Genomic DNA, 18,899 nt, shown 5'->3' on the forward strand with positions numbered 1-18,899 from the left:
TTTGGATGACTGGAGGCTAGCCGATACTCCAAATTTGAACAACAGGTACACTGGGGAACTATGGCCACCCTCCCCGCCGACCTGCCCGGACGTGACGCGACCGGCGAGTCCGCCTTGCTGCCGCCCGAACTGCGGGCCTGGATGGGACTGCTGGCCGCAGCCGGCGCGATCGAGCAGCAACTGCGTTCCCGCGTGAAGGAGACGCTCGGGATCTCCCACGACGAGTTCCTCGTGCTGTGCCTCCTGGCGGACGGGCCCGCCACCGGCCTGCGCATGACGCAGATCGCCGAACGCCTCGGCCGCCCCAAGACTCGGCTCACCTACCAGGTCGCCTGCCTCCAGCACGCCGGACTGATCACCCGCAGCACCGCCTGCGGCGACCGACGGGGCATCCAGGTGACGCTCACCGACAAGGCACAGCAGCTCCTTCGAGAAGCCTCCGGCACGCTGGCCGAAGCCGTCACCCGAGCCATCAAGGGCCTGGGGGGTCCGCACGACTGCGCGCTGATGCACAGCCTGCTGCCGACGGCGGATGCCGAGGACAGCACGTAGGTCCCCGGGCCCACGCCTGGCCTCGACCTCTCAATGAGAACGCTCCGGAGCCTGACCCTGCGCCCGGCGAAAACCACATCCGCGCAGGCCCCTCGGGCTACTGCCCACCGCCAGGAGACTGAAGGCCGCCCTACTCGGTCGCTCGCGGGCGGCCTGACCAGCAAGGTCCACCTGGCCGCCGACCGCAGGTGCCGCCCGCTTGCGTTCGTGCCGGCCGCTGGGCAGGCCGCGGACAGCCCGCAGTTCGTCCCCGTGCTCCAGAAATTACGGGTCCGTAGGCCCGTCGGCCATCCCAGAACCCGGCCCGACGCGGTCGCCGGGGACAAGGCCTATTCATCCCGCGCCAACCGCGCCTACCTGCGGGAACGGCACACCAAGGCAGTCATCCCGGAGAAGAAGGACCAGGCGGCCAACCGGAAGAACAAAGGCCGCAAGGGTGGCCGGCCCGTCAGCCACGACACCGACCTCTACAAGGAACGCAACACCGTCGAACGCCTGATCAACAAGCTCAAGGCCTGGCGCAGCAGCGCCACGCGGTACGACAAGACCCCGGAAAGCTACCGCGCCGGCCTCCACCTACGCGCCTCAATGATCTGGATCAAAGACCTCACCCCAACCACCCATTGATCACGACTCAATACGCGCCCTAACAGGAGGGCTCAGTGGCCCGACATCCGATTGGCTGTTCATGGCCCCAGCTGGCCGCACGGCCCCGGTCTTCAAAGAGAGCTCCCTGGCTCGCATGTTGAGGAGCGGGGTGGTCGTACGGACGGCTCAGGTCACGATCATGAATGCCCCGGTGCAAGTGATCGACACTCACTCGCACGAGTACAAGGCGACAGAGCCCTCTGCCTGTGGACAGGAGTCAGTGCTCCGAGTCTTGAGTAGGGGTCACCCGCCGCCGAGCACTGCTATGAGGTCTTGAGCATTGCTCCGCGCAACCGCACCGCGACCGTCTGAGCGACAGCTCGGGAGCAGGTGGCTCCACCCTCACCCGCAGTCATCCAGTCTTCGTTGCTCCGGGTACCCGCGTTCTCTCGCGCCGGAAGCGGGCGGGTGTCGTGCCGATGTGCGCCCGGAAGGCCCGTGAGAACGCAGACTCGGAGGAGTAGCCGACCTGGCCGGCGACGGTCGCGACGGTTGCGTCGGTGGTGGTGAGCAGTTCCCCTGCGGCCATTAGCCGCGCCCGGGTAAGGAAGGCGCCCACGGTCGTCCCCGTGTCCCGGGTGAACTGGCGCAGGAAGGTGGCACGGGACATGGCGGCCGTGCGGCTGAGCCGTTCGATCGTCCAGTCGGCACCTGGCTCGTTCAGCATGCCCTCGACAGCCGACGCGATGCGGCCGTCGGCCGCCGCGGTCCACAGCGTCGTCCGCGTGGTGTCGCCCCGGGAGGTGCGCAGCACCATCGCCAGCAGCACGGTGCACAGAGCAGAGAGGATCGCCGCAGTGCCCTCGCCCTCGCGTCGCGCCTCACCGCGCATCAGGGCGCTCAGCATGCGCAGCACCTCGTCGCTCTCGGCCGACTGCCCGAAGGAGACATGTACCGGGTCGGGCAGGCTTGCGAACAGTAGCGATCCCGCACCGGCGCCGAAGGTGTAGTGCCCGCAGAACAGGTCGATGACGGGCTTGCCGCCGTGCTCACTGCGCGTGGTCACGAACACGTCGCCGGCGGTCTCCGTCGTCCCTGTCGGGCCGGCTTCGCCGTCAGTGATCACCCGGTGCGGGGTGCCCCTCGGGATCATCACCACGTCTCCGGGGTGCAGGTCGAGGAGGACCGTGCCCACCTGCAGTCGGCATGCGCCTTCCAGCAGCACGTGGAAGGGTGCCTCCAGCTGCCCGTATGCCGGCACGTCCATCCTGGTACCGGCTCCGAGCAGGCAGCGCTTGTCGAGGGCGGCTTCGAGGCGGGCCATGCGCAGCAGTCGGCTGACTGAGTCCATGATGAGACTTTCGGGCAGGAAAGCGAGACGATCGAGTCTAGTCGTACCAGTGGCCGCGCCGCAGACTCGAGACATGGAGATCACCACAGTGCTCACCGCGGACATTCTGGTCGTCGGCTTCGGCAAGGGCGGCAAGACCGCCGCTCGCGTTCTCGCCGACGCCGGCCGCCGCGTGGTCCTGATCGAGCAGTCCGAGAACATGTACGGCGGGACCTGCCCGAACGTCGGATGTGTGCCGACCAAAATGCTCGTCCACTACGCGAACACCAAGCGCCTCAAGGACGACGCGCAGGAGTTCTTCGCCCACTCAATCGCCGGCGTCCGCGCGCTGACCAGTGCCTTCCGCGCCGGCAACTTCGAGGCGCTGAACGGCAAGGCCACGGCGACGATCATCACCGGCACGGCCCGGTTCGTCGATCCGTACACGGTCTCCGTCGGAGAGGGACCGGACCTCATCACCGTCACCGCCCCCACGATCCTGGTCAACACCGGGTCCGAGGCGGTGATCCCCCCGATTCCCGGCCTCGCGAGCAGCTCCCACCTTGTCTCCAGCACGGAGCTCACCCGCACACAGAACCTGCCCGAGCGGCTCGTCGTCATCGGAGGCGGATACCTCGGCCTGGAGTTCGCGGGCATCTACCGGCACTTCGGCACCGAGGTCACGGTCCTCGAAGCCGCCGGCCGGCTCCTGCCGCGGGAGGACGAGGACATCGCCCAGTCCGTCGAAGAGATCCTCACCGGCGATGGCATCCGCGTCATCACCGGCGCGAAGGTCACCGAGGTGCGCGACAGCGGCGCCGTCTCGACGGTCGTATACGAGAAGGACGGGCGGACACACACCGTCGAGGCCTCCGCACTGCTGCCCGCCACCGGGCGCCGACCCGTCACGGACCGCCTCCGGCTCGACGCCGCCAGCGTCCGGACCGCGCCGAACGGCGCGATCGTGGTGGATGAGTACCTTCGCAGCAGCCAACCGCACATCTACGCACTCGGCGACGTCAACGGCGGCGAGCAGTTCACATACATCTCCCTGGACGACGCGCGCATCGTCCTGGACCAGCTCCTGGGCGAAGGCAAGCGCACCACGGGCGACCGCAAGGCAGTGCCTCACACCCTGTTCATCACTCCCCCGCTCGCCACAGTGGGACTGACCGAGAGCCAGGCGCGTGCGCAAGGATTCAGCATCAAGGTCTCGCGAGAGAAGGTCGCGGACATCGTGGCCATGCCTCGCGCCTACACCGTCGAGGAAACCCGCGGCGTCATGAAGTTCATCGTGGACTCGGACACCGACCTGATCCTCGGGGCCGCTCTGCTCGGCATCGACGCGCAGGAGATCATCAACACCGTCGCACTGGCCATGCGGCACAACATCACGGCCACGCAGCTCCGCGACTCGATCTACACCCACCCGAGCTCGACCGAAGCCCTCAACGAGGTCTTCGACAAGGTCCTCCCGTGAACCTGCCCAGCAGGGCACACGGTCGGCATCCACCCAGGCGCGGCGCGCAATTGGGCCCAGGTCGCATGCCTGAATGCCCTTCACGTGGCATCGACGGAAGCCCGCGTCGGAGCGGGATGCAACTGCCGTCCAACCGTGAGACAAATTGGACAGTACGGGCCCAAAGAGCGACGAGACCCCCCTGCATACGTCGAGGAAAGGCCCAAGCCGACGAGCGAAGGTGCAGGAGGAGGGGAAAGCCATCGCCCTCACCCTGCCGGCCCGGGGCCAGTCGACGTTCGCCATCTACGACATACGCGCAAAGCCGATTCCCAAACGCAGCGCTCACCACCCCGATCACCCACCTACTCGCGCACCAGGCACCTGGGCGCTCCTGGTCGTTGTCCGGCTCAGTCCTCTGCGCGAACGAAGACATGCCTCAAGACTCGGGCGCCTACGTAACAACGTGGTCGACCCGCCCTCCTGCCTTCCAGAAGAGAAAAGAACCATGCAGCAGAAGAACAGACCTTTCGAACCTGCCGATGTCCAGATGCGCGCGCGCGAACTCGCCTATGGCGTATACGCAGTCATGGCAACAGACGTCGACGACACCGACCACACCGCGACCAACGCCGGCTTCATCGTGGGTGATTCCGGAGTGCTGGTGGTCGAATCGCTCAGCAACGGCCGTTTGGCGTCCCAGGTCATCGGCGAGGTGCGTAAAGTGACCGCGCTGCCCATTCGATTCCTGGTCAACACCAGTTTCCACGGCGATCATTGCTTCGGAAATTTCGCCTTTCCGTCACAGACGGTGATCATTCACCATGAGAAGACCAAGCATGTGATCGACGAGCGCTTCGAGCAGGACCGCGCGTTCATGATTGACTTGCTCGGCGCGGACGTCGGCATCGAGGAGGCGGTAGCACGCTCAGCGGACGTCACGGTCTCCGGGTCGTGCTCCGTGGATCTGGGGGGCAAGCATGTGGACATTGAGCACATCGGCTATGCCCAGACTGACGGCGACCTCATCGTCCGCATGCGCGAAGACGACATCGTCTTCGTCGGGAACATGCTGCAGGCGCCGCCCCCGGCATTCCCCTGGCTGCTGGAGGGGCGCGCCGACGAGGCGCTCGTCACCTACCGGCGCCTGCACGACATCCTCGACGATGACACCCTGATCGTTCCGGGCCACGGCCGACCTATGCGCCGTGCAGACATCCTGCACTCGATCAACTACCTCACGAAGCTGACCAGCCTGGCACGGGACGCCCGGGACAAGGGACTGTCAGCCGCTCAGGTCCGCGAAGCGCTCGCGATGAAGGAATACAGCGACTACAGCATGTACGAACACATCCACTTCCAGGTCAACATCCCCGCAGTGCTGAACGCGGAATGAGCAGGCAGCAAGGATCTGGGGGCATGGGCTACGCCTCGGATCCATGCCTTGGACACCTGGTGCGGACGCGTACTGCCCGGTGCCGCCCGGGACGGACTCGTGATCGGCATCAACTGGAGCGGGCCGCGCCTGGTCGGCTGGAGCTTCACCTCAGTGGAAGTTCTCAACCGGCTGGCGGCGACTGACCAGCCCACGACATCGCTCGCCAGGGCGCGCAGTCGCCGCCAGCCGATGAGGGCGCATCCGAGCGCGAGGAAGACTGTGGGTGCCGACGTCGAAGCGTCCGGCGAGAGCACGTCGTGCGCCCGGTTCGTCGCCGTGGGAGCACGCGGGCATTTCGCGCCCTGGGGGCGATTCCCCCTGGCTGATGGGGCGGACCCCCGCCGGCGGTGACAAGCGCGCCGACGTCGCCGCAGTCGCCCGCTGCCCCCGGAACCCGTGTGTGCTCCCCGGACCAGCGCCGCCGCGCCGGGGCCGGGGAGCCGAAGGGTCATTCCGCGACGTCGATGATGACCTTGCCTGCGGCGGATCCGCTCTCCACTGCACTGTGGGCCTCGGCGGCCGTCTGGAGGGTGAAATGCCGGGGATCGACCATGGGCGTGAGCGCCCCGGCGTCAACAAGGGCGGCCACTTCCCGCAGAATTTCCCCGTGGTGTTCCCGGCCCCGTCCGGTCAGCATCGGCAGCAGCGTGAAGACGCCCGAGTACGTGGCCCCGCGGAACGACAGGGGCGCGATGCTGTGGGTGCCCCAACCCAGGGCACTGACCACATGACCGGTGTACGTGCGCACCGCGGTGAAGGAGGCGTCGAGCGTTTCGCCGCCGACGGTGTCGAAGACGATGTCGAAGCCCTCACCGCCGGTGTGCCGGGCGACGTAGTCCTCGACCGGGGTGGTGGTGTAGTCGATCGGCGTCGCTCCAAGGCGGGCGATGGTCTCCAGGCTGCGGGCCGATCCGGTCGCAAAGACCTCGGCTCCCCTCGCCCGGGCGATCTGAATGGCCACATGCCCGATGCCGCCGGCTCCGCCGTGGACGAGGACCCGCTGACCGGTCTTCACCTGCGCCCGGTCCACCAGACCCTCCCACGCCGTGATGACGATCAGCGGGAGTGCCGCCGCCTCCCGCGGGCTCAAGGAGACGGGCTTGTGCGCAAGCAGCCGGGCGTCGACGGCCGCGTACTCGGCCAGCGAGCCTTGCAGGTCGCCGACGCCGCCGGTGAGCCCGTACACCTCGTCGCCCGGGGCGAAGCCGGTGACCTCGGGGCCGACGGCCTCGACCACGCCGGCCAGGTCCACTCCGAGGATGGCGGTCAGCCTGCTGCGAGCGTGGGCCGCCTTACCGGCCCGGATCTTGGTGTCCAGCGGGTTCACGCCGCTGGCCGCTACTCGCACCAGCACCTGGCCCGCCCCTGCGGCAGGCGTCGTGAGTTCGCTCTGGGTCAGCGGGCCGCCGAACTGCTCCAGCACAACCGCGCGCATGGACGCGGCCGCCGCAGGGCGGGACGTGGTCATAGTATTCCTTTCGAACAGACAGGTCTGTTTTCTTTCGATCCGAAAATCTCCCAGATGCCCCGAGAGGGTGCATGAGGGCCTGGAGGGGTCAGGTGGTAGGAGACGGGCAGGAGTATTCGACCGCGAACCGTGCCGCCTCCTTGGCGGCGGCAGGCATGGCCGGGTCCTGCTCGAGCTTGCCCGCCGCCAGCGCACCGTCGACCAGCAGGGTGAGCTGCAGGGCCAGCTGGGCGGGGTCGGCAGCTCCGGCCGCCTCGGCCAGGTCGCGCACCCATGCCCGCACCGCTCGCTTGTGTTCGACGGTCACGGTGTGCGGGAGGCTCCCCGGCTCGCTCTCGGCGGCGGCGTTGATGAACGGGCAGCCGTGAAATCCGTGCCGTTCGTAGGAGGCGGTGACCGCGTCGAACAGACCCACCAGTTGATCGCGGGGACTGTCACCGGCCGCCAGCGCAGCGGCCCGCAGTTTGCCGCGCCAGGAGTCGTCGGTCCGCCGCAGATAGGCGGCGGCCAGTTCGTCCTTGGACGGGAAGTGCACATACAGGGTGGACTTGGCGACGCCTGAATCGGCGATGATGCGGTCGACGCCCACTCCGCGCAGCCCATGGGCGGAGAACAGCTCTTCCGCCGTCGTAAGAATGCGCTCGCGCGCCGGGAGGCGCTTGGCCGTGGCAGGCATGGCAGTTACCCGACCCTCTCCGGGACCCCTGGGACTCGTCACCTGAAGACTAACAGACAGGTCTGTCCGATCAAGCGGGACGGTGTGATGATCAGGACGGTGCGATGATCATGAACAGGGGCTTCCACTCGATTCGGCACGCGCGGAACAGCCCAGGGCGTCGAATCGGCCCGCCCCAGAGGGCTGCCGGTGGGCGCCCGTGCTCACCTTCGGTGCTCCGGTGCGTGACCGGCCCGCGACCCGCAGGTGCTCCATGGAGACGCCTTGACGGAATGCGTCGTGGATCAAGCGGCGCCCGTTCAGTCAAGGGCGCCCAGTGCCACTTCGACGGCCCCCATCAGCAGGGCCGGTCCGGATCTATGGCACCCATCACCTTCAGCCCCTGCATGGTCACCAGGAGGAATCGAGCCAGGTCGCGGGCGTCGCGGGCGGCAGGCAGCTCGCCACTGGCCTGCGCTTCCGCGATGACCTCGCAGAGCGCGTCCTCCAGTGACGCGGTTGTCGAGCGCACGTGCGCGGCAGCCTTGGGGTCGTGGGCGATGCGCTCCGTCGTGGCGCCTACGATCAGGCAGGCCTGCCTGCTGCCGTCGCGCACGATCGCGGCCACTGTCCCGACCAGGACCTCGCGCAGCAGTTCGCGAGCCGGGGCTCCGCCGCGCAGGCCGCGTACGGCGCACGTCCGGCGGCTCATAGCCCGAGGCTGTCGGTGTGAGGGAGTGCCGGACACGAGGGGCCCCTGTTCACGCCGGATCGAACAGGGGCCCACAGGTCAGGCCGACGGGCCTACTTGAGACCGAAGGCGCGAATCACGGTCTGGCTCACGGTGTTGCCCTTGTCGTCCCGCGCGGTTGTGCGCAGGCCGGCGAACCGGGCCTTGGCCGGCGCGTCGAGCGACGCTTTCCAGACCCCGCCCTTGTGGCGCAGCGTGGTCCGGTGCCAGGTGGCACCGTCGTCGTAGGAGACCTCCACAGTCACGGTCCGGATCGTGCCGGCACCTGCCGCGCCCTTGAACTGCGAGGGCGTGACGGAGAGCGCGGTCCGCCGTCCTGCCCGGCCGGACAGGTCGGTGGCCACCGCGTAGTCCAGCTGGATGAGCGGCAGGGGCGTGAGAACGGTGTAGTCCGTGGTGCTGGAGGAGAATCTCCAATCGGTGCGGGTGCGGGTCGAGTACGGCCGGCCCGGCAGATCCCGCTTCCCCTCCACCACGAGGCGGTAGGGCCGCGGATCCGTGGGCAGGCCCTCGATGCTGAAGATCCCTTCGTTGGCCGTTTCACCGAGCAGTTGGTCGCCCTGGTAGAGCGAGACCTTCGAGGTGTCTCCGTCGGCCCAGACGACGCCCGCGTGGCCGCCGGAGTCTCCCCAGGCGGTCAGCGACGACGGGCTCATGACGTCGCCGACCCTGAAGGGGGCGCGGTGGACGGCATCGTTGAGGAGCCGCGGGTGCTGGATGGGAGCGAGCCAGGTCTCCCGATAAGTGCCGCGCGCCTTGTAGGAGTGCGGCGTGCCCTGCTGGGCGAGGTCGTTGAGGCCCGTCTGGGCGACCCAGGTGACGCCGGGACCCGCCGTGACCCACGACGTGAGGGTGCCCTGGGCCGCGACCGGGGTCGCCTGGCTGCCCATGGGCGACTGAGAGCCGACGGACAGGTCGTCACGCAGCTGGAGAGCCTTGCCCTGCTTGGTGTCGCGGAACGACTCCTCGACCCGGGCCAGATCGCCCGGACCGGGCCGGTACGTCAGAGTCCGGGGAATCGCGCCGTCGTAGTGCCGGACCAGGTCGTACAGATAGCGCGGGTGGGGGTGCGAGACGACCTTCAGCGGTCCTGCTCCGGACCCGCTGAGACGGCTCCGCAGGCTGATGCTGTCATCGGTGCCGAGCGAGGCCACCGGCAGCGGGGCGGCATCGGGCAGGTCGGCCCAGGGATCCAGCTTTCCGTAGCCGTCGTTGAGGATCAGCAGCAACTTGGCACCAGCCGTCGCCGCGGCCGCGGCCTGGTCCGGGGCGGACACGGAGTCGCTGCGGCGGACGACCGCCACCTGGCCGCGGACCTTGACCTTGCCGAACTCCGCGGCCGAACCGTTCCCGGCCCAGACGGCCCGGTACGCGGTGCTGCCCTCGGGCAGCACCGGGGACAGGCTCTGCACGACGGCGCTGTCGTACGTCCGGGAGCCCAGGGAGAACGTCAGCGGTGGCTGGATCTGCCGCCAGCGCGTGGCGAAGGTGTACGAGCCGTGCGTCACCTTGGGCGTCGGGGCCACCCAGAGACTGTCGTACCGCCAGTACTCCGGCATGTAGCTGTCCAGGAACGGGAACAGATCGCGATTCGACCGGTACTGGTCCACCCGCATGAAGCTGTTGGCGGTCGGCTGCGGCGTGAACGCGGCGGCCTTGTGGAGGTCCGCGGCGTCGAAGCGGAGCGACTGGTCGTTGCCGAGGTCGACCTGCGGCGCGGAGAACAGGCCCAGGCCCAGCGCGTGCGTGCCGTCGATACCAGGGACGTCGGCGTACATCCAGGCCGCGTAGTTGCTCGGGACCAGGCTGAGGTCCAGAGTGCCGGAGGAGTCGACGGTGTACACCTTGGGAATCGTGTCCCGGTCGACGTCCTTCAGCACAAGGGTGCCGGGTAGGGCTCCGCCCTTGCGGTCCTTCGCGGAGACCGACAGCTTGACGCGCCGGCCCTCCTTGTTGACGCCGACCGGCGTGCGGGCGCGCACCGTGCCGTCGGAACCGGTGGCGGTGAGCTGACTGGTGTAGGCGCCGTTGTCAGCGGCCTGGTCGAGGTGGGTGATCACGCCGACGGTGGCGGTGCCGTGCGCGGGCACGGTCAGGCGGGTGTCGGTGAGTGTGAACAGCCCGTCGGGGATGTTGTCCGCGACGAGGCCGAGGTCCAAGGTGAGCGGCTCGGCCGCGATGTTGGTGTAGGTGACGTCCTTGCGGACCGTCTGGCCCGGCGGGTACGGGTAGTGGGCCTGGGCGAACGCGGACCCGGAGGCGACCAGGGTGGCCTTCACGGCCGCGGCGATGTCGAGCCGGCCGCTGCCGCCCTGGTAGGGGCTGTACCGCCGGGTGCTCGCCGTGGTGCTGACCAGCGCGTCCTTGAGCTGCTGCCCGTTCCAGTCCGGGTGCTTCGCCGCCAGCAGGGCGGCGGCGCCGGCAACATGGGGAGTCGCCATGGATGTGCCGCTCATCGTCGTGTACGCACCCTCGCCCTCGCCCGAGTATTGCGAGCGGGCGGCGAGGATGTCGACACCCGGGGCGGTCAGGTCGGGTTTGACGGCGTTGTCACCGACGCGCGGGCCGCGGCTGGAGAACGCCGCCAGCTGGTCCACGCCCTTGCCCGGACCGTTCACCGCGCCGACCGTCAGCGCAGCGTCCGCCGCGCCCGGTGCGCTCACGCTGTAGGCCTCCGGGCCGGTGTTGCCCGCGGCAATGACGAACAGTGCCCCGGTCTCCGCGCTGAGCCGGTTCACGGCCTGGCTCAGCGGGTCGGTGCCGTCGGTGGGCCCGCCGCCCAGGCTCATGCTGACGATCTTCGCGTGCTGGTCGCGCGCCGCCCACTCCATGCCGGCCAGGATCCAGGAGTCCTGACCGCTGCCGTCGTTGTCCAGGACCTTGCCGATGTGCAGCGAGGCACCCGGAGCGGCACCCTTCTCCTTGCCACCGGACGCTGCGCCCGTTCCAGCGACCGTCGAGGCGACGTGGGTACCGTGACCGTGCCGGTCGGTGACCTCCTGGCCCGGTACAAAGCTCTCCGACGCGGCGATCCGCCCCGCGAAGTCCGGGTGTGCGGCGTCGATCCCGGTGTCCAGTACGGCGACGTCCACGCCCTGGCCGGTGTCCCCGCTCTCCCAGACCTCGGGCGCACCAATCTGCGCGGTGGTGTCGGACAGCGTCGCCTTGGCCTTCCCGTCCAGCCACACCTTGGCGATACCGCCCGTCAGGTGCCCGGACGGTTGCGCGGTCGCGGCCGGGCGCGCCCCCGCCGGGGCCTGCGCGGTGCCGGTGAGGGAGGACCAGAAGTCCGTCACCCGCGCGTGCTCGGCGGATATCGCGGCCCCCTGAATGCTGCTGAGCGTCAGGGTCTTCCGCGCGCCGTCCGGGGTCTTCGCGCTGCGGGCGCGGGCGGCGGCATCGGTGTAGGTGACGATCAGCGGCAGCCGGTCGCTGTGGCTGTCGTCGTAACCATCCTTGAGTAGTTCGTTGACGTTGAACAACTGCTCGTCGAGTGCGCCTGACGCGATGTAGGGCAGTGCCGTGTCGGGGTACACGTAGGTGTCGGGACCCACCGACATGACATGGGCGCCGCTGGGCCTGCCCTGCGGATCGGAAACGGTCGCGGTGGTACGACCGTTGCTGATGGTCACCGCGACCCTGTCACCGGTGATCAGCGTGACGGTACCCGTGGCCTCGGGGCGTCCGGCGGTGGCTGCGGTGGGAGAGGTGGGGGTCTCGGCTGACGCGGCCGGCCCGGTGGTCGTCAGCGCCACGAGGACGGCGACCGCGAGTGTCAGCCCGCCTCTGGGGGACGGTGGTATACGCAAGGGGACCTCAAGATCTAGGCGTGCGAAAGATGTGCGTAGTCAGCCATTCTTTTGCCTCGCTGTAAAGAAGAAGTCATGTCCCTTGGGTGCCATTGTCCTCAAGTGGACAGGCGGCAGTTCTTCTCAGGGAAATTCCCAATTGGACAGGCTCAGACTTTCGTTGACGGCCGCGAGAACGTGACTCTGCTCCACCAGGGCATTGAGGTGAATTGACGCTCCGTCAATTATGTTTGAATGCAGGCTTGTTGCATCAATCAACAGTTAAGGCCCGTGGTGCGACCCGAAGGTGTCGCCGCCGCGCTCAGACCCAGTTGCGGCGCGCCGCCGCGACGCCGGCTCCGAATCGGTTGGTCGTCCCCAATTCCGCGTAGAGGTCCTGGATACGCCTCCGCAGCGTCCGTGACGAGATCCCGAACTGCCGGGCGATCGCGTCGTCCTTGACGCCGGCCGCGAACAGCGCGAGGAGGTTCCGTTCTTCGTCCGTGGGCTTGCGGTCCTCCTCCAGGGGACCGGCCGGTGGTGTCAACGGCTCACCTGGACCGGGGGTGCCTGCGAGCGGGGACGCGGCCGCCCAGTAGCGCTCGAAGAGTTCCGCGAGTGCCTCCAGCAGCGGGGGCGCCTCCGTGTAGAGGCACTCGGTGTTCCCGGCGGACAGACTCAACGACACCATGGCACCCGACCTGTCGGCCATGGCGAGCTTGATCGGCAGCGTCGACATGATCCTGGCCTCCTCTCCCCGCGACACCAGGCTGCCCAATTCCTGCCAACTGCCGTCCGCGACGAAGCTGGCGGCCGCGTAGACGGCGCGCACCCGAACGCCACGGCCCACCGCCGCCTCGTCGAGCGGCCCGTTCGGCGCCAGCAGGAACGGAGGGCGGTCCAGGGAACAGAACTCGGCGCGCGCGGCCTGCTTCAGCCGGTAGTAGCGGTCGCCGACCGCCTCCGGCCCGCTGATCACGAGTGTCCCGTGGCCGCCGTTCCTGGCCCGCCTCACTGTGTCGAAGATCGCACCGAGGGAGCCCGCTGCGTCGCGCACGGAGGCCAGTTGCCGTTCGCGCGACTCCACCAGCGCACGCAGCGCGTGCCGGGGATCCACAGTGAGGAACTCCCCCGAGGTACGACGGCTGACCAGCCCGAAACGGTGCAGTCGTTCGAGCAGCGCCAGCCCTTCCGGGTACGTCACCCCGAGCGCCGTCACCACGTCCTCGACGGTCCCGCCGCCGTGCGCCAGCAGGTGGCGATAGACCTTCTCCGCCTCGGAGTCCACCCCGACCAGATCCAGCGGCACAGCATCCTCCATCAGAACCCTCCAAGTCACCGACCACCGCCTGCGAAGGCCGCTCAGAACCTGACGAGCCTGTGCGGCGGCCGGGATGATTCTCGCCCCTCGGCCGCCTGCGCGGGGGACGCCGCCTCTCCGTCTTCGGGTCCGGCCCCGCCGTGCAGCGCGGGGCCGGCGGCGGGACCCCAGGTGGGCGCGTAGCGGACGGCTTCACGCGGCGAGGTGCGGTGCGTTCACGGCCCGCCACCGCGCTCACGGGCAACGAACCTCTTCAGGCATCGCATGTGGTCCAAGGTGGCCGGCCTGCTGTTACCGCGATCCACTTGCCGCACCAAGCGCGTTTCACGCAGGAAGATCTCTGGAAGAGGGCGGCCCCGCCTTGCGTGCTGCTGGGTAGTCGCACACAAGGCAGGGCCTGTGGTTGGACGGAGAACTCAGGCGCAGGTGCCCGCCGGGCGGTTCCGGGTCACCAGGTCGGTGTCGGTCGTCGTGGTGTCCATCCACAGCACACGCCTGCCGGTGTCGGCCGCCGCATTGGACTGCTGGCCGACGCTGCAGGAGACACGACCAAGTGGGGCACCGTCCGGGGTGAACTGGTAGAGCTTGGCCAGGGAGTCGTTGGGATCGTCGAAGACCTGACCCCACGCCGGGTAGACGGTCAGGGTGACCGCGGAGTCGGTGGCGGTGAGACCGTAGGCCGGTGTGGCGCGGTCGCTCTTCTCCGGGATGACGTCGGTGACCACCGCACCGTCAGAGCCGTCGAGTTGCGCCCGACGCAGGGTGGTCTGATCCTGGTCGGTGTAGTCGGTGTCGATGAGCCAGTACACATCCGACGAGGTCATGACCGGGTTACTGATCCACTCCGGCTGCGAGGGCGTGCCCAGGGCCGTGGTCTTGCCGCTCGCGATGTCGTACATCTCGAACCGGACCCCGTACGCCCCGTCGAACAAGCCATCCTGGATGTACGCGATCCGCCCGTTCTTCACGACCGGCCGCGAGGCCTGGTTGTGGTCACGGGCCATCGGCACCTGCTGCGGGACGGTGGAACCGCCCTTGAGGTAGTAGACCCGCAGGAGCCCGCTCGCCGGGTCCCGGTAGGACCACGCCGCTGTGCCGCCGTCGACGCTCACACCCGTGACCTCGGAGGGTGCGCTGAACAGGGTCTTCGGCTTACCGCCCTGCACCGGTGCCGACATGATGTCGTACGTGTGGGACCACGGGTCGTCCGGGACGTTGCCGACCGCCACCCACACGACGCGCTTGCCGTCGGTGACCGCGCTCATGTGACTCCGGCCGTCGTCCGGCGAGACCTGGTGCGGCCGCCCCTTGCCGTCGATGCGGCCCACCCACACCGAGTACGGGTCGACGCCGTCGGGGCTGGACTTCGGCACCGCCCACCAACCGCCTCCGGCGCTGGGCGCGTTGCCGGTGCCGACGTACTGCGGGAGTGTGCCGAGTCTGCCGAGCAGCACATTGCTGTCCAGGCCGAGGCTCTTCTCCCAGCCCGGGACGATGCCGTGGGCGCCGAAGGCCCCCTTCACGACGTCCAACCGGCCGTCCTTGACGCCGAGCGACCTGGCCGCGGCGACGACCGCGTCCCGGCCCTCGTCGAAGCCGTCGAGCGGGGTGATGTAGGAGGTCAGCGCCCGGTAGACGATCTTGTCGGCCAGCGCGCCTCCGAGGCTCTCGCGCATGTCCCACAGGGCGCCGCTGAAGATGGTGGAGTTGAGGTGCACGCCGCCGTTGTCACCGGACGCGCCGAGGGGCACGCCGAGGAAGTGGGCAGTTGTGGCACCGCCGTTGAGGTCGCGGAAAGCGCATTCCCGGGGCGTACGGGTCCGGCACAGGTCGCCACCGATCAGGCCCGCGTCGGGGTCGCTCATCGGCGTGTGGTTGACGGTGACGTCGATGACGTTGCCGAAGTAGTCGGCCAGCGCCTCGTTCATCGCGCCGGACTGGCCCGAGTACACGAGGTTCGCCGTGTGCTCGACCACGCCGTGGGTCATCTCATGGCCCACCACGTCCAGGTCGGAGGCGAGCGAGCGGTACTCGTCGTCCCCGGTGCCGTACACCATCTTGGTGTGGTCCCAGAAGGCGTTGACGAACGGGCTGCCGTAATCCGTCACACCGACCAGGGAGTTGATGGCCATGCCCTGGCCGTCGAGGCTGTTGCGCCGGAAGGTGTCGCGGTAGAACTCGTACACCTCTCCGGCCGCCCAGTGCGCGTCGACGGCGCCGGAGTCGGTCAGGTCGGAATTGACCTGCGGGGTGGGCGAGGTGAAGGGTACGACGGTGTCGGGCCACTGGCCGGAGACGTCCTGGTACCAGACGCTGGAGGCGTCCCAGGTCTGGATGACGTTGTGCTGCGCGGTATCGGCCATGTGCGCGGTGTCGCGCAGCAGGTACGTGCCGGTGGCGTCGTCCTTCGTGAGGTGCAGCGGCACGGTGGAGCCGTTGAGCAGGGTGCCGCTTCCGGTGACGCTCGCCGACCCGTCCTCGGATGTGGATGCGGACCGGCCGGCCTTGCTCCGCTTGACCGGAGTGCCGCTCGGGCGGGCGCCGGCGGTCTGTCCGGGCGCGGCGAAGGTGGGCAACCCGCCGGACTCGAACAACGCCATGCCGGTGCCGGCGTCGACGTACACCTCCTGCACGACCGGCGCGCCGGTGGCCGGGTCGGAGCCGCGCACGGTGACATGGCGGGCCAGGACTCCCCTGCCCGTGGGCAGGATGGTCAGTCCGCGGTCGGCGCCCGACAGGGCGTCCGTGCCGTTCTTGGCGTGGCTGGGAAGATAGCCGCCCCTGGCCAGCTCGTTCCGCACGTGTCGCACCGCGTCGTCCACGGCGGTCTTGGCGGCGAGGGTCTGCCGGGCGGTGTCGACATCGAGGTCGGTGAAGTAGGAGCCGGATGTACCGGTGACAGTCCGCTTGCCGTTCTTGTGGGTCATGCGCACCACGTACTGGGCGCCCAGAACCGGCACTCCCCGGTACTTCTGGTCCAGACGCACCGTCTCGGTGCCGTCGGCGTCCGCCGTCACGGCGTCCGCGACGAGGTCGCGGTGGGGGGAGGGAATGTGGTAGCGGTACTTGTGGCCCGCCAGATGCGTACGGGCCGCGGTCGCGGCCGGCACGGACGCGTCCACCGCGTCGGCCAACCCGTCCACCAGAGCGGGAGTGTCCGTCGCCGGTCCCGCGGCATCACTGCCCACGACCGGTGACGCGGCCGCATGCGCGGGAGAGGTCACGCCGACGGCCAGGAGGAGCGTCGCAGCGAGCAGGGCGACGGGACCGGCGTGGCCCGGTCTACGGACAACTCGTTGCCGTATGTGTGATGGCATGGACAAGTGCCTCCGACGGCCCGGCGCAGCCCGGGCCCGGTAGTCGGGCGTCAGTTGAGGGCGCACCATCGCGCCCGTGGCTCGCCCTGCACCTTCGCTGCCACACGCGCACCATGACAAGGAGAAGTCCGAGGGGAATAGGTGCAGTTGCGCAAGTGTGAAACCGGCGCCCTCGGCCAGGACGTACCTGGTGGACACGTGTCGACTGCTCCAACAGTCCCGGCGATCAACGTGAACACTCCGAACAGCGAGGCCGACTGCCGCAGTCTGAGGCTGGTCCGCGGGTAGGTGGCCATCAGCTGTACCCGTCCCTCCAGCGGCAGACGCCGCGGTCGGAGGGCGAGCCCTGAGCCTGATGACGCCGACCAGTCCGGCGGCGTCCTTCTTCCTTCTCTGGGGGAGGCGCTGTGTCGCGCGGTAGCAGAAGCAGAGGTTGTGCAGCTCAGTGTGCGGAGTGCCAACGGTAGCCACAGCAACAGCTGTGGTGCTATCGCCGATTCGGGTGAGCCGTCGGTTTGACGATCAGGCGGTGCCACGGGCTGTGACGGAGATCGAGGTCTACAGTGCCGAGGCTGTTCCCACAGCTACCCGAGTATGGGTGCTGGGGTATCGGATGCACCGGGTCGGACGCAGCCCGCTAGCATCCGGGGATGAGACGAGACCAACCACCGAGGCCGGTCGCCGTGGGCGACGTCGTCACGGTGTACTCCGATGCGCTCGGTGGCTGGACCGCCTCGCAGATCACCGGCATCGACCCTGCGGCAAAGTGCGCCGCGGTTCTCGAACTGGACTGGTCCGGGCCCGAGCCTGTCGCCGTGGCCGACCTGGGCGACGTGCAGCCGCTCCGGCTCACGCACCATAGCTGGGGCGGAAAACTCTCCCACTGCAACCAACCGTGGGTCCTTCCGAGAAGCTTCACAGTGATCGGCTCCCTGCCGTCGCTGGTGGTCGGACCCTCGTGCTCTTATGCCTCGGTGTGGGGGCGGGGCGAACAACTGGCCCGGCAGCGGCACTGGGATAGCGGCAATCGCAAGGACTGGAATGCCCCGTACGCGCTGACGTGCACAGCCGACGAACTTGCCGACGAACACACCCCTGGCGTTGTGCGGGCGGGCGTCATACACCTCACCGTCCGCGGGATCACCCAGCTCGATTGCGCCCGCATCGTCGCCGCCTTCCCAGATCTGACCCGCTTGTCCCTGTCGGGGAAACTGGGTTCGCTCACTTCGGCGGCGGCCCTGAACAAGTTGCCGCGGCTGCAGGCGCTCACAATCAGCGAGCTGTTTGGGATGGATGCATCCGACTGTCTGCTGCCGCGCCACGTCCCAGAGGTGGAGGAGGTGTCGCTGTACGGCATTCCGGCGGACTACGCGACCGCGATGCGCAAGACCTGGCGTCCCCACGTGCGACACGGAGTGCAGCTCGACGTCAGCGGCGCCCGCAAACCCGAATGGGTCGCCGCCAACGCCACCAACCCGCTCCGCGACTGGGACGGCCGCGAGCACATACCCCGCACCGGGTACCGCAAGGCCGTTGCCCAGTACAAGGCCACCCGGGACGCCTTTCTCACCGAGGTCACCGGTGGCGAGGACCACGGCAACATCGCCGAGATCGGGCGCGCCTTCAGCGCTGCCTTCAACGCGCTGGACAGCCGCACGTCCTTCATCGAGACCGTGGAACGCGAGGAACTCTTCGAAGCTCTGGACTTCTTGGTGGACGAGGCACAGACAGCTACCGGCTGCGACCTGACCGCCGCTCGCGCGGCGCTGATCGAAGGCGCGGACTACGGCCGCGACTGGTGACCGCCACCCATCCGCTGGCGCTCTGGTACTGACGTGCTGGGTCATTGCATGGACGTCATCGGCGGCGGCGAGGTCTAACTCTGAGGCCGGGGTTTTCCCGGGGGCTGACAGGCCCCCGGGAAAAATACGTTGTGACCTCAGCAGGTCAGGACCGGTGGTTGAGGGACCGGGTCAGCTCACGGTTTGCAGCTCGAGCCGCCTCAAGCTCCTCGGTCCGTTCTTCGAGCTCGCCCCGCTTCTCGGAGAGGTCCTGTTCGAGCAGGGCGATCCGTCGTTGGAGCTGGTCGATGTCGACAGGTGCTCCGAGCTCGACTTTGGGCAACAGCGGCTCGATCACCGCCCACAACTCGTCATCGACCTCGGACGGTTTTGGCCGAGCCACCCCGGACCCCCGAATCATCGGTCCCGGACTGGCCCCGGTTCGTCCCTG

Annotated in this window: 13 protein-coding genes; 5 read left to right on the top strand and 8 right to left on the bottom strand. The window is 68.6% G+C overall.

Annotated features, from left to right (window positions below):
* Positions 1 to 60: 60 nt before the first annotated feature.
* Together OG963_RS04305 and OG963_RS04310 are read left to right on the top strand one after the other, a co-directional pair.
* On the top strand, positions 61 to 552 hold the full coding sequence (locus OG963_RS04305; protein ID WP_327420286.1) for a MarR family transcriptional regulator: 492 nt from the start codon (positions 61 to 63) through the stop codon (positions 550 to 552).
* A gap of 33 nt (positions 553 to 585) precedes the next feature.
* A complete protein-coding gene (locus OG963_RS04310) occupies positions 586 to 1,179 on the top strand; it encodes an IS5 family transposase (RefSeq protein WP_327420287.1) in 594 nt (197 codons plus the stop codon).
* 373 nt (positions 1,180 to 1,552) lie between these two features.
* On the opposite strand, the gene OG963_RS04315 is transcribed toward OG963_RS04310, so the two are convergent.
* Positions 1,553 to 2,491, bottom strand: a complete 939-nt coding sequence (locus OG963_RS04315; protein WP_371798459.1) for a cupin domain-containing protein — start codon at positions 2,489 to 2,491, stop codon at positions 1,553 to 1,555.
* Positions 2,492 to 2,564: 73 nt separating this feature from the next.
* Here OG963_RS04315 and OG963_RS04320 point away from each other — a divergent pair, with 73 nt between their 5' ends.
* Positions 2,565 to 3,950, top strand: coding sequence for an FAD-dependent oxidoreductase (locus OG963_RS04320; RefSeq protein ID WP_371798460.1), 1,386 nt, complete (start codon positions 2,565 to 2,567; stop codon positions 3,948 to 3,950).
* Between the two features lie 487 nt (positions 3,951 to 4,437).
* The gene (locus OG963_RS04325; protein ID WP_371798461.1) at positions 4,438 to 5,325 is read left to right on the top strand and encodes an MBL fold metallo-hydrolase; all 888 of its coding nucleotides are present in this window, start codon (positions 4,438 to 4,440) and stop codon (positions 5,323 to 5,325) included.
* Positions 5,326 to 5,815: 490 nt separating this feature from the next.
* Here the strand turns inward: OG963_RS04325 and OG963_RS04330 are convergent, their stop codons facing one another.
* From OG963_RS04330 to OG963_RS04355, 6 genes are all read right to left on the bottom strand, one after another.
* Complete coding sequence (locus OG963_RS04330) at positions 5,816 to 6,835, bottom strand: zinc-dependent alcohol dehydrogenase family protein (protein WP_371798462.1); 1,020 nt, start codon at positions 6,833 to 6,835, stop codon at positions 5,816 to 5,818.
* Between the two features lie 88 nt (positions 6,836 to 6,923).
* A complete protein-coding gene (locus OG963_RS04335) occupies positions 6,924 to 7,511 on the bottom strand; it encodes a TetR/AcrR family transcriptional regulator (protein WP_319741184.1) in 588 nt (195 codons plus the stop codon).
* Between the two features lie 337 nt (positions 7,512 to 7,848).
* Positions 7,849 to 8,202 carry a TetR family transcriptional regulator C-terminal domain-containing protein gene (locus OG963_RS04340; RefSeq protein WP_371798463.1) on the bottom strand — a complete coding sequence of 118 codons (354 nt, stop codon included), beginning with the start codon at positions 8,200 to 8,202 and terminating at the stop codon, positions 7,849 to 7,851.
* Positions 8,203 to 8,294: 92 nt separating this feature from the next.
* Positions 8,295 to 12,050: a S8 family serine peptidase gene (locus OG963_RS04345; RefSeq protein ID WP_371798464.1), complete on the bottom strand. Its 3,756-nt coding sequence runs from the start codon at positions 12,048 to 12,050 to the stop codon at positions 8,295 to 8,297.
* A gap of 301 nt (positions 12,051 to 12,351) precedes the next feature.
* Positions 12,352 to 13,350: a LuxR family transcriptional regulator gene (locus OG963_RS04350; protein WP_371798465.1), complete on the bottom strand. Its 999-nt coding sequence runs from the start codon at positions 13,348 to 13,350 to the stop codon at positions 12,352 to 12,354.
* Between the two features lie 416 nt (positions 13,351 to 13,766).
* Entirely contained in the window at positions 13,767 to 16,667 is a 2,901-nt protein-coding gene (locus OG963_RS04355) for a M4 family metallopeptidase (protein ID WP_371798466.1), read from the bottom strand.
* A gap of 650 nt (positions 16,668 to 17,317) precedes the next feature.
* Between OG963_RS04355 and OG963_RS04360 the strand changes: the two genes are divergently transcribed.
* Positions 17,318 to 18,469 (top strand): hypothetical protein, encoded by a 1,152-nt coding sequence (locus OG963_RS04360; protein ID WP_371798467.1) that lies wholly within the window; start codon positions 17,318 to 17,320, stop codon positions 18,467 to 18,469.
* A gap of 145 nt (positions 18,470 to 18,614) precedes the next feature.
* Here OG963_RS04360 and OG963_RS04365 read toward each other — a convergent pair whose 3' ends face one another.
* On the bottom strand, positions 18,615 to 18,851 hold the full coding sequence (locus OG963_RS04365; RefSeq protein WP_107063692.1) for a hypothetical protein: 237 nt from the start codon (positions 18,849 to 18,851) through the stop codon (positions 18,615 to 18,617).
* Positions 18,852 to 18,899: the final 48 nt, after the last annotated feature.

This window comes from Streptomyces sp. NBC_01707, assembly GCF_041438805.1.
In the GTDB taxonomy this organism is placed as follows: Bacteria; Actinomycetota; Actinomycetes; order Streptomycetales; family Streptomycetaceae; genus Streptomyces.

Coding starts and splice junctions, on each gene's coding strand:
- OG963_RS04360 (WP_371798467.1), top strand. CDS start 17,318: ATGAGACGAGACCAACCACCGAGGCCGGTCGCCGTGGGCGACGTCGTC.
- OG963_RS04325 (WP_371798461.1), top strand. CDS start 4,438: ATGCAGCAGAAGAACAGACCTTTCGAACCTGCCGATGTCCAGATGCGC.
- OG963_RS04335 (WP_319741184.1), bottom strand. CDS start 7,511: ATGCCTGCCACGGCCAAGCGCCTCCCGGCGCGCGAGCGCATTCTTACG.
- OG963_RS04340 (WP_371798463.1), bottom strand. CDS start 8,202: ATGAGCCGCCGGACGTGCGCCGTACGCGGCCTGCGCGGCGGAGCCCCG.
- OG963_RS04350 (WP_371798465.1), bottom strand. CDS start 13,350: ATGGAGGATGCTGTGCCGCTGGATCTGGTCGGGGTGGACTCCGAGGCG.
- OG963_RS04330 (WP_371798462.1), bottom strand. CDS start 6,835: ATGACCACGTCCCGCCCTGCGGCGGCCGCGTCCATGCGCGCGGTTGTG.
- OG963_RS04320 (WP_371798460.1), top strand. CDS start 2,565: ATGGAGATCACCACAGTGCTCACCGCGGACATTCTGGTCGTCGGCTTC.
- OG963_RS04355 (WP_371798466.1), bottom strand. CDS start 16,667: ATGCCATCACACATACGGCAACGAGTTGTCCGTAGACCGGGCCACGCC.
- OG963_RS04305 (WP_327420286.1), top strand. CDS start 61: ATGGCCACCCTCCCCGCCGACCTGCCCGGACGTGACGCGACCGGCGAG.
- OG963_RS04315 (WP_371798459.1), bottom strand. CDS start 2,491: ATGGACTCAGTCAGCCGACTGCTGCGCATGGCCCGCCTCGAAGCCGCC.
- OG963_RS04310 (WP_327420287.1), top strand. CDS start 586: ATGAGAACGCTCCGGAGCCTGACCCTGCGCCCGGCGAAAACCACATCC.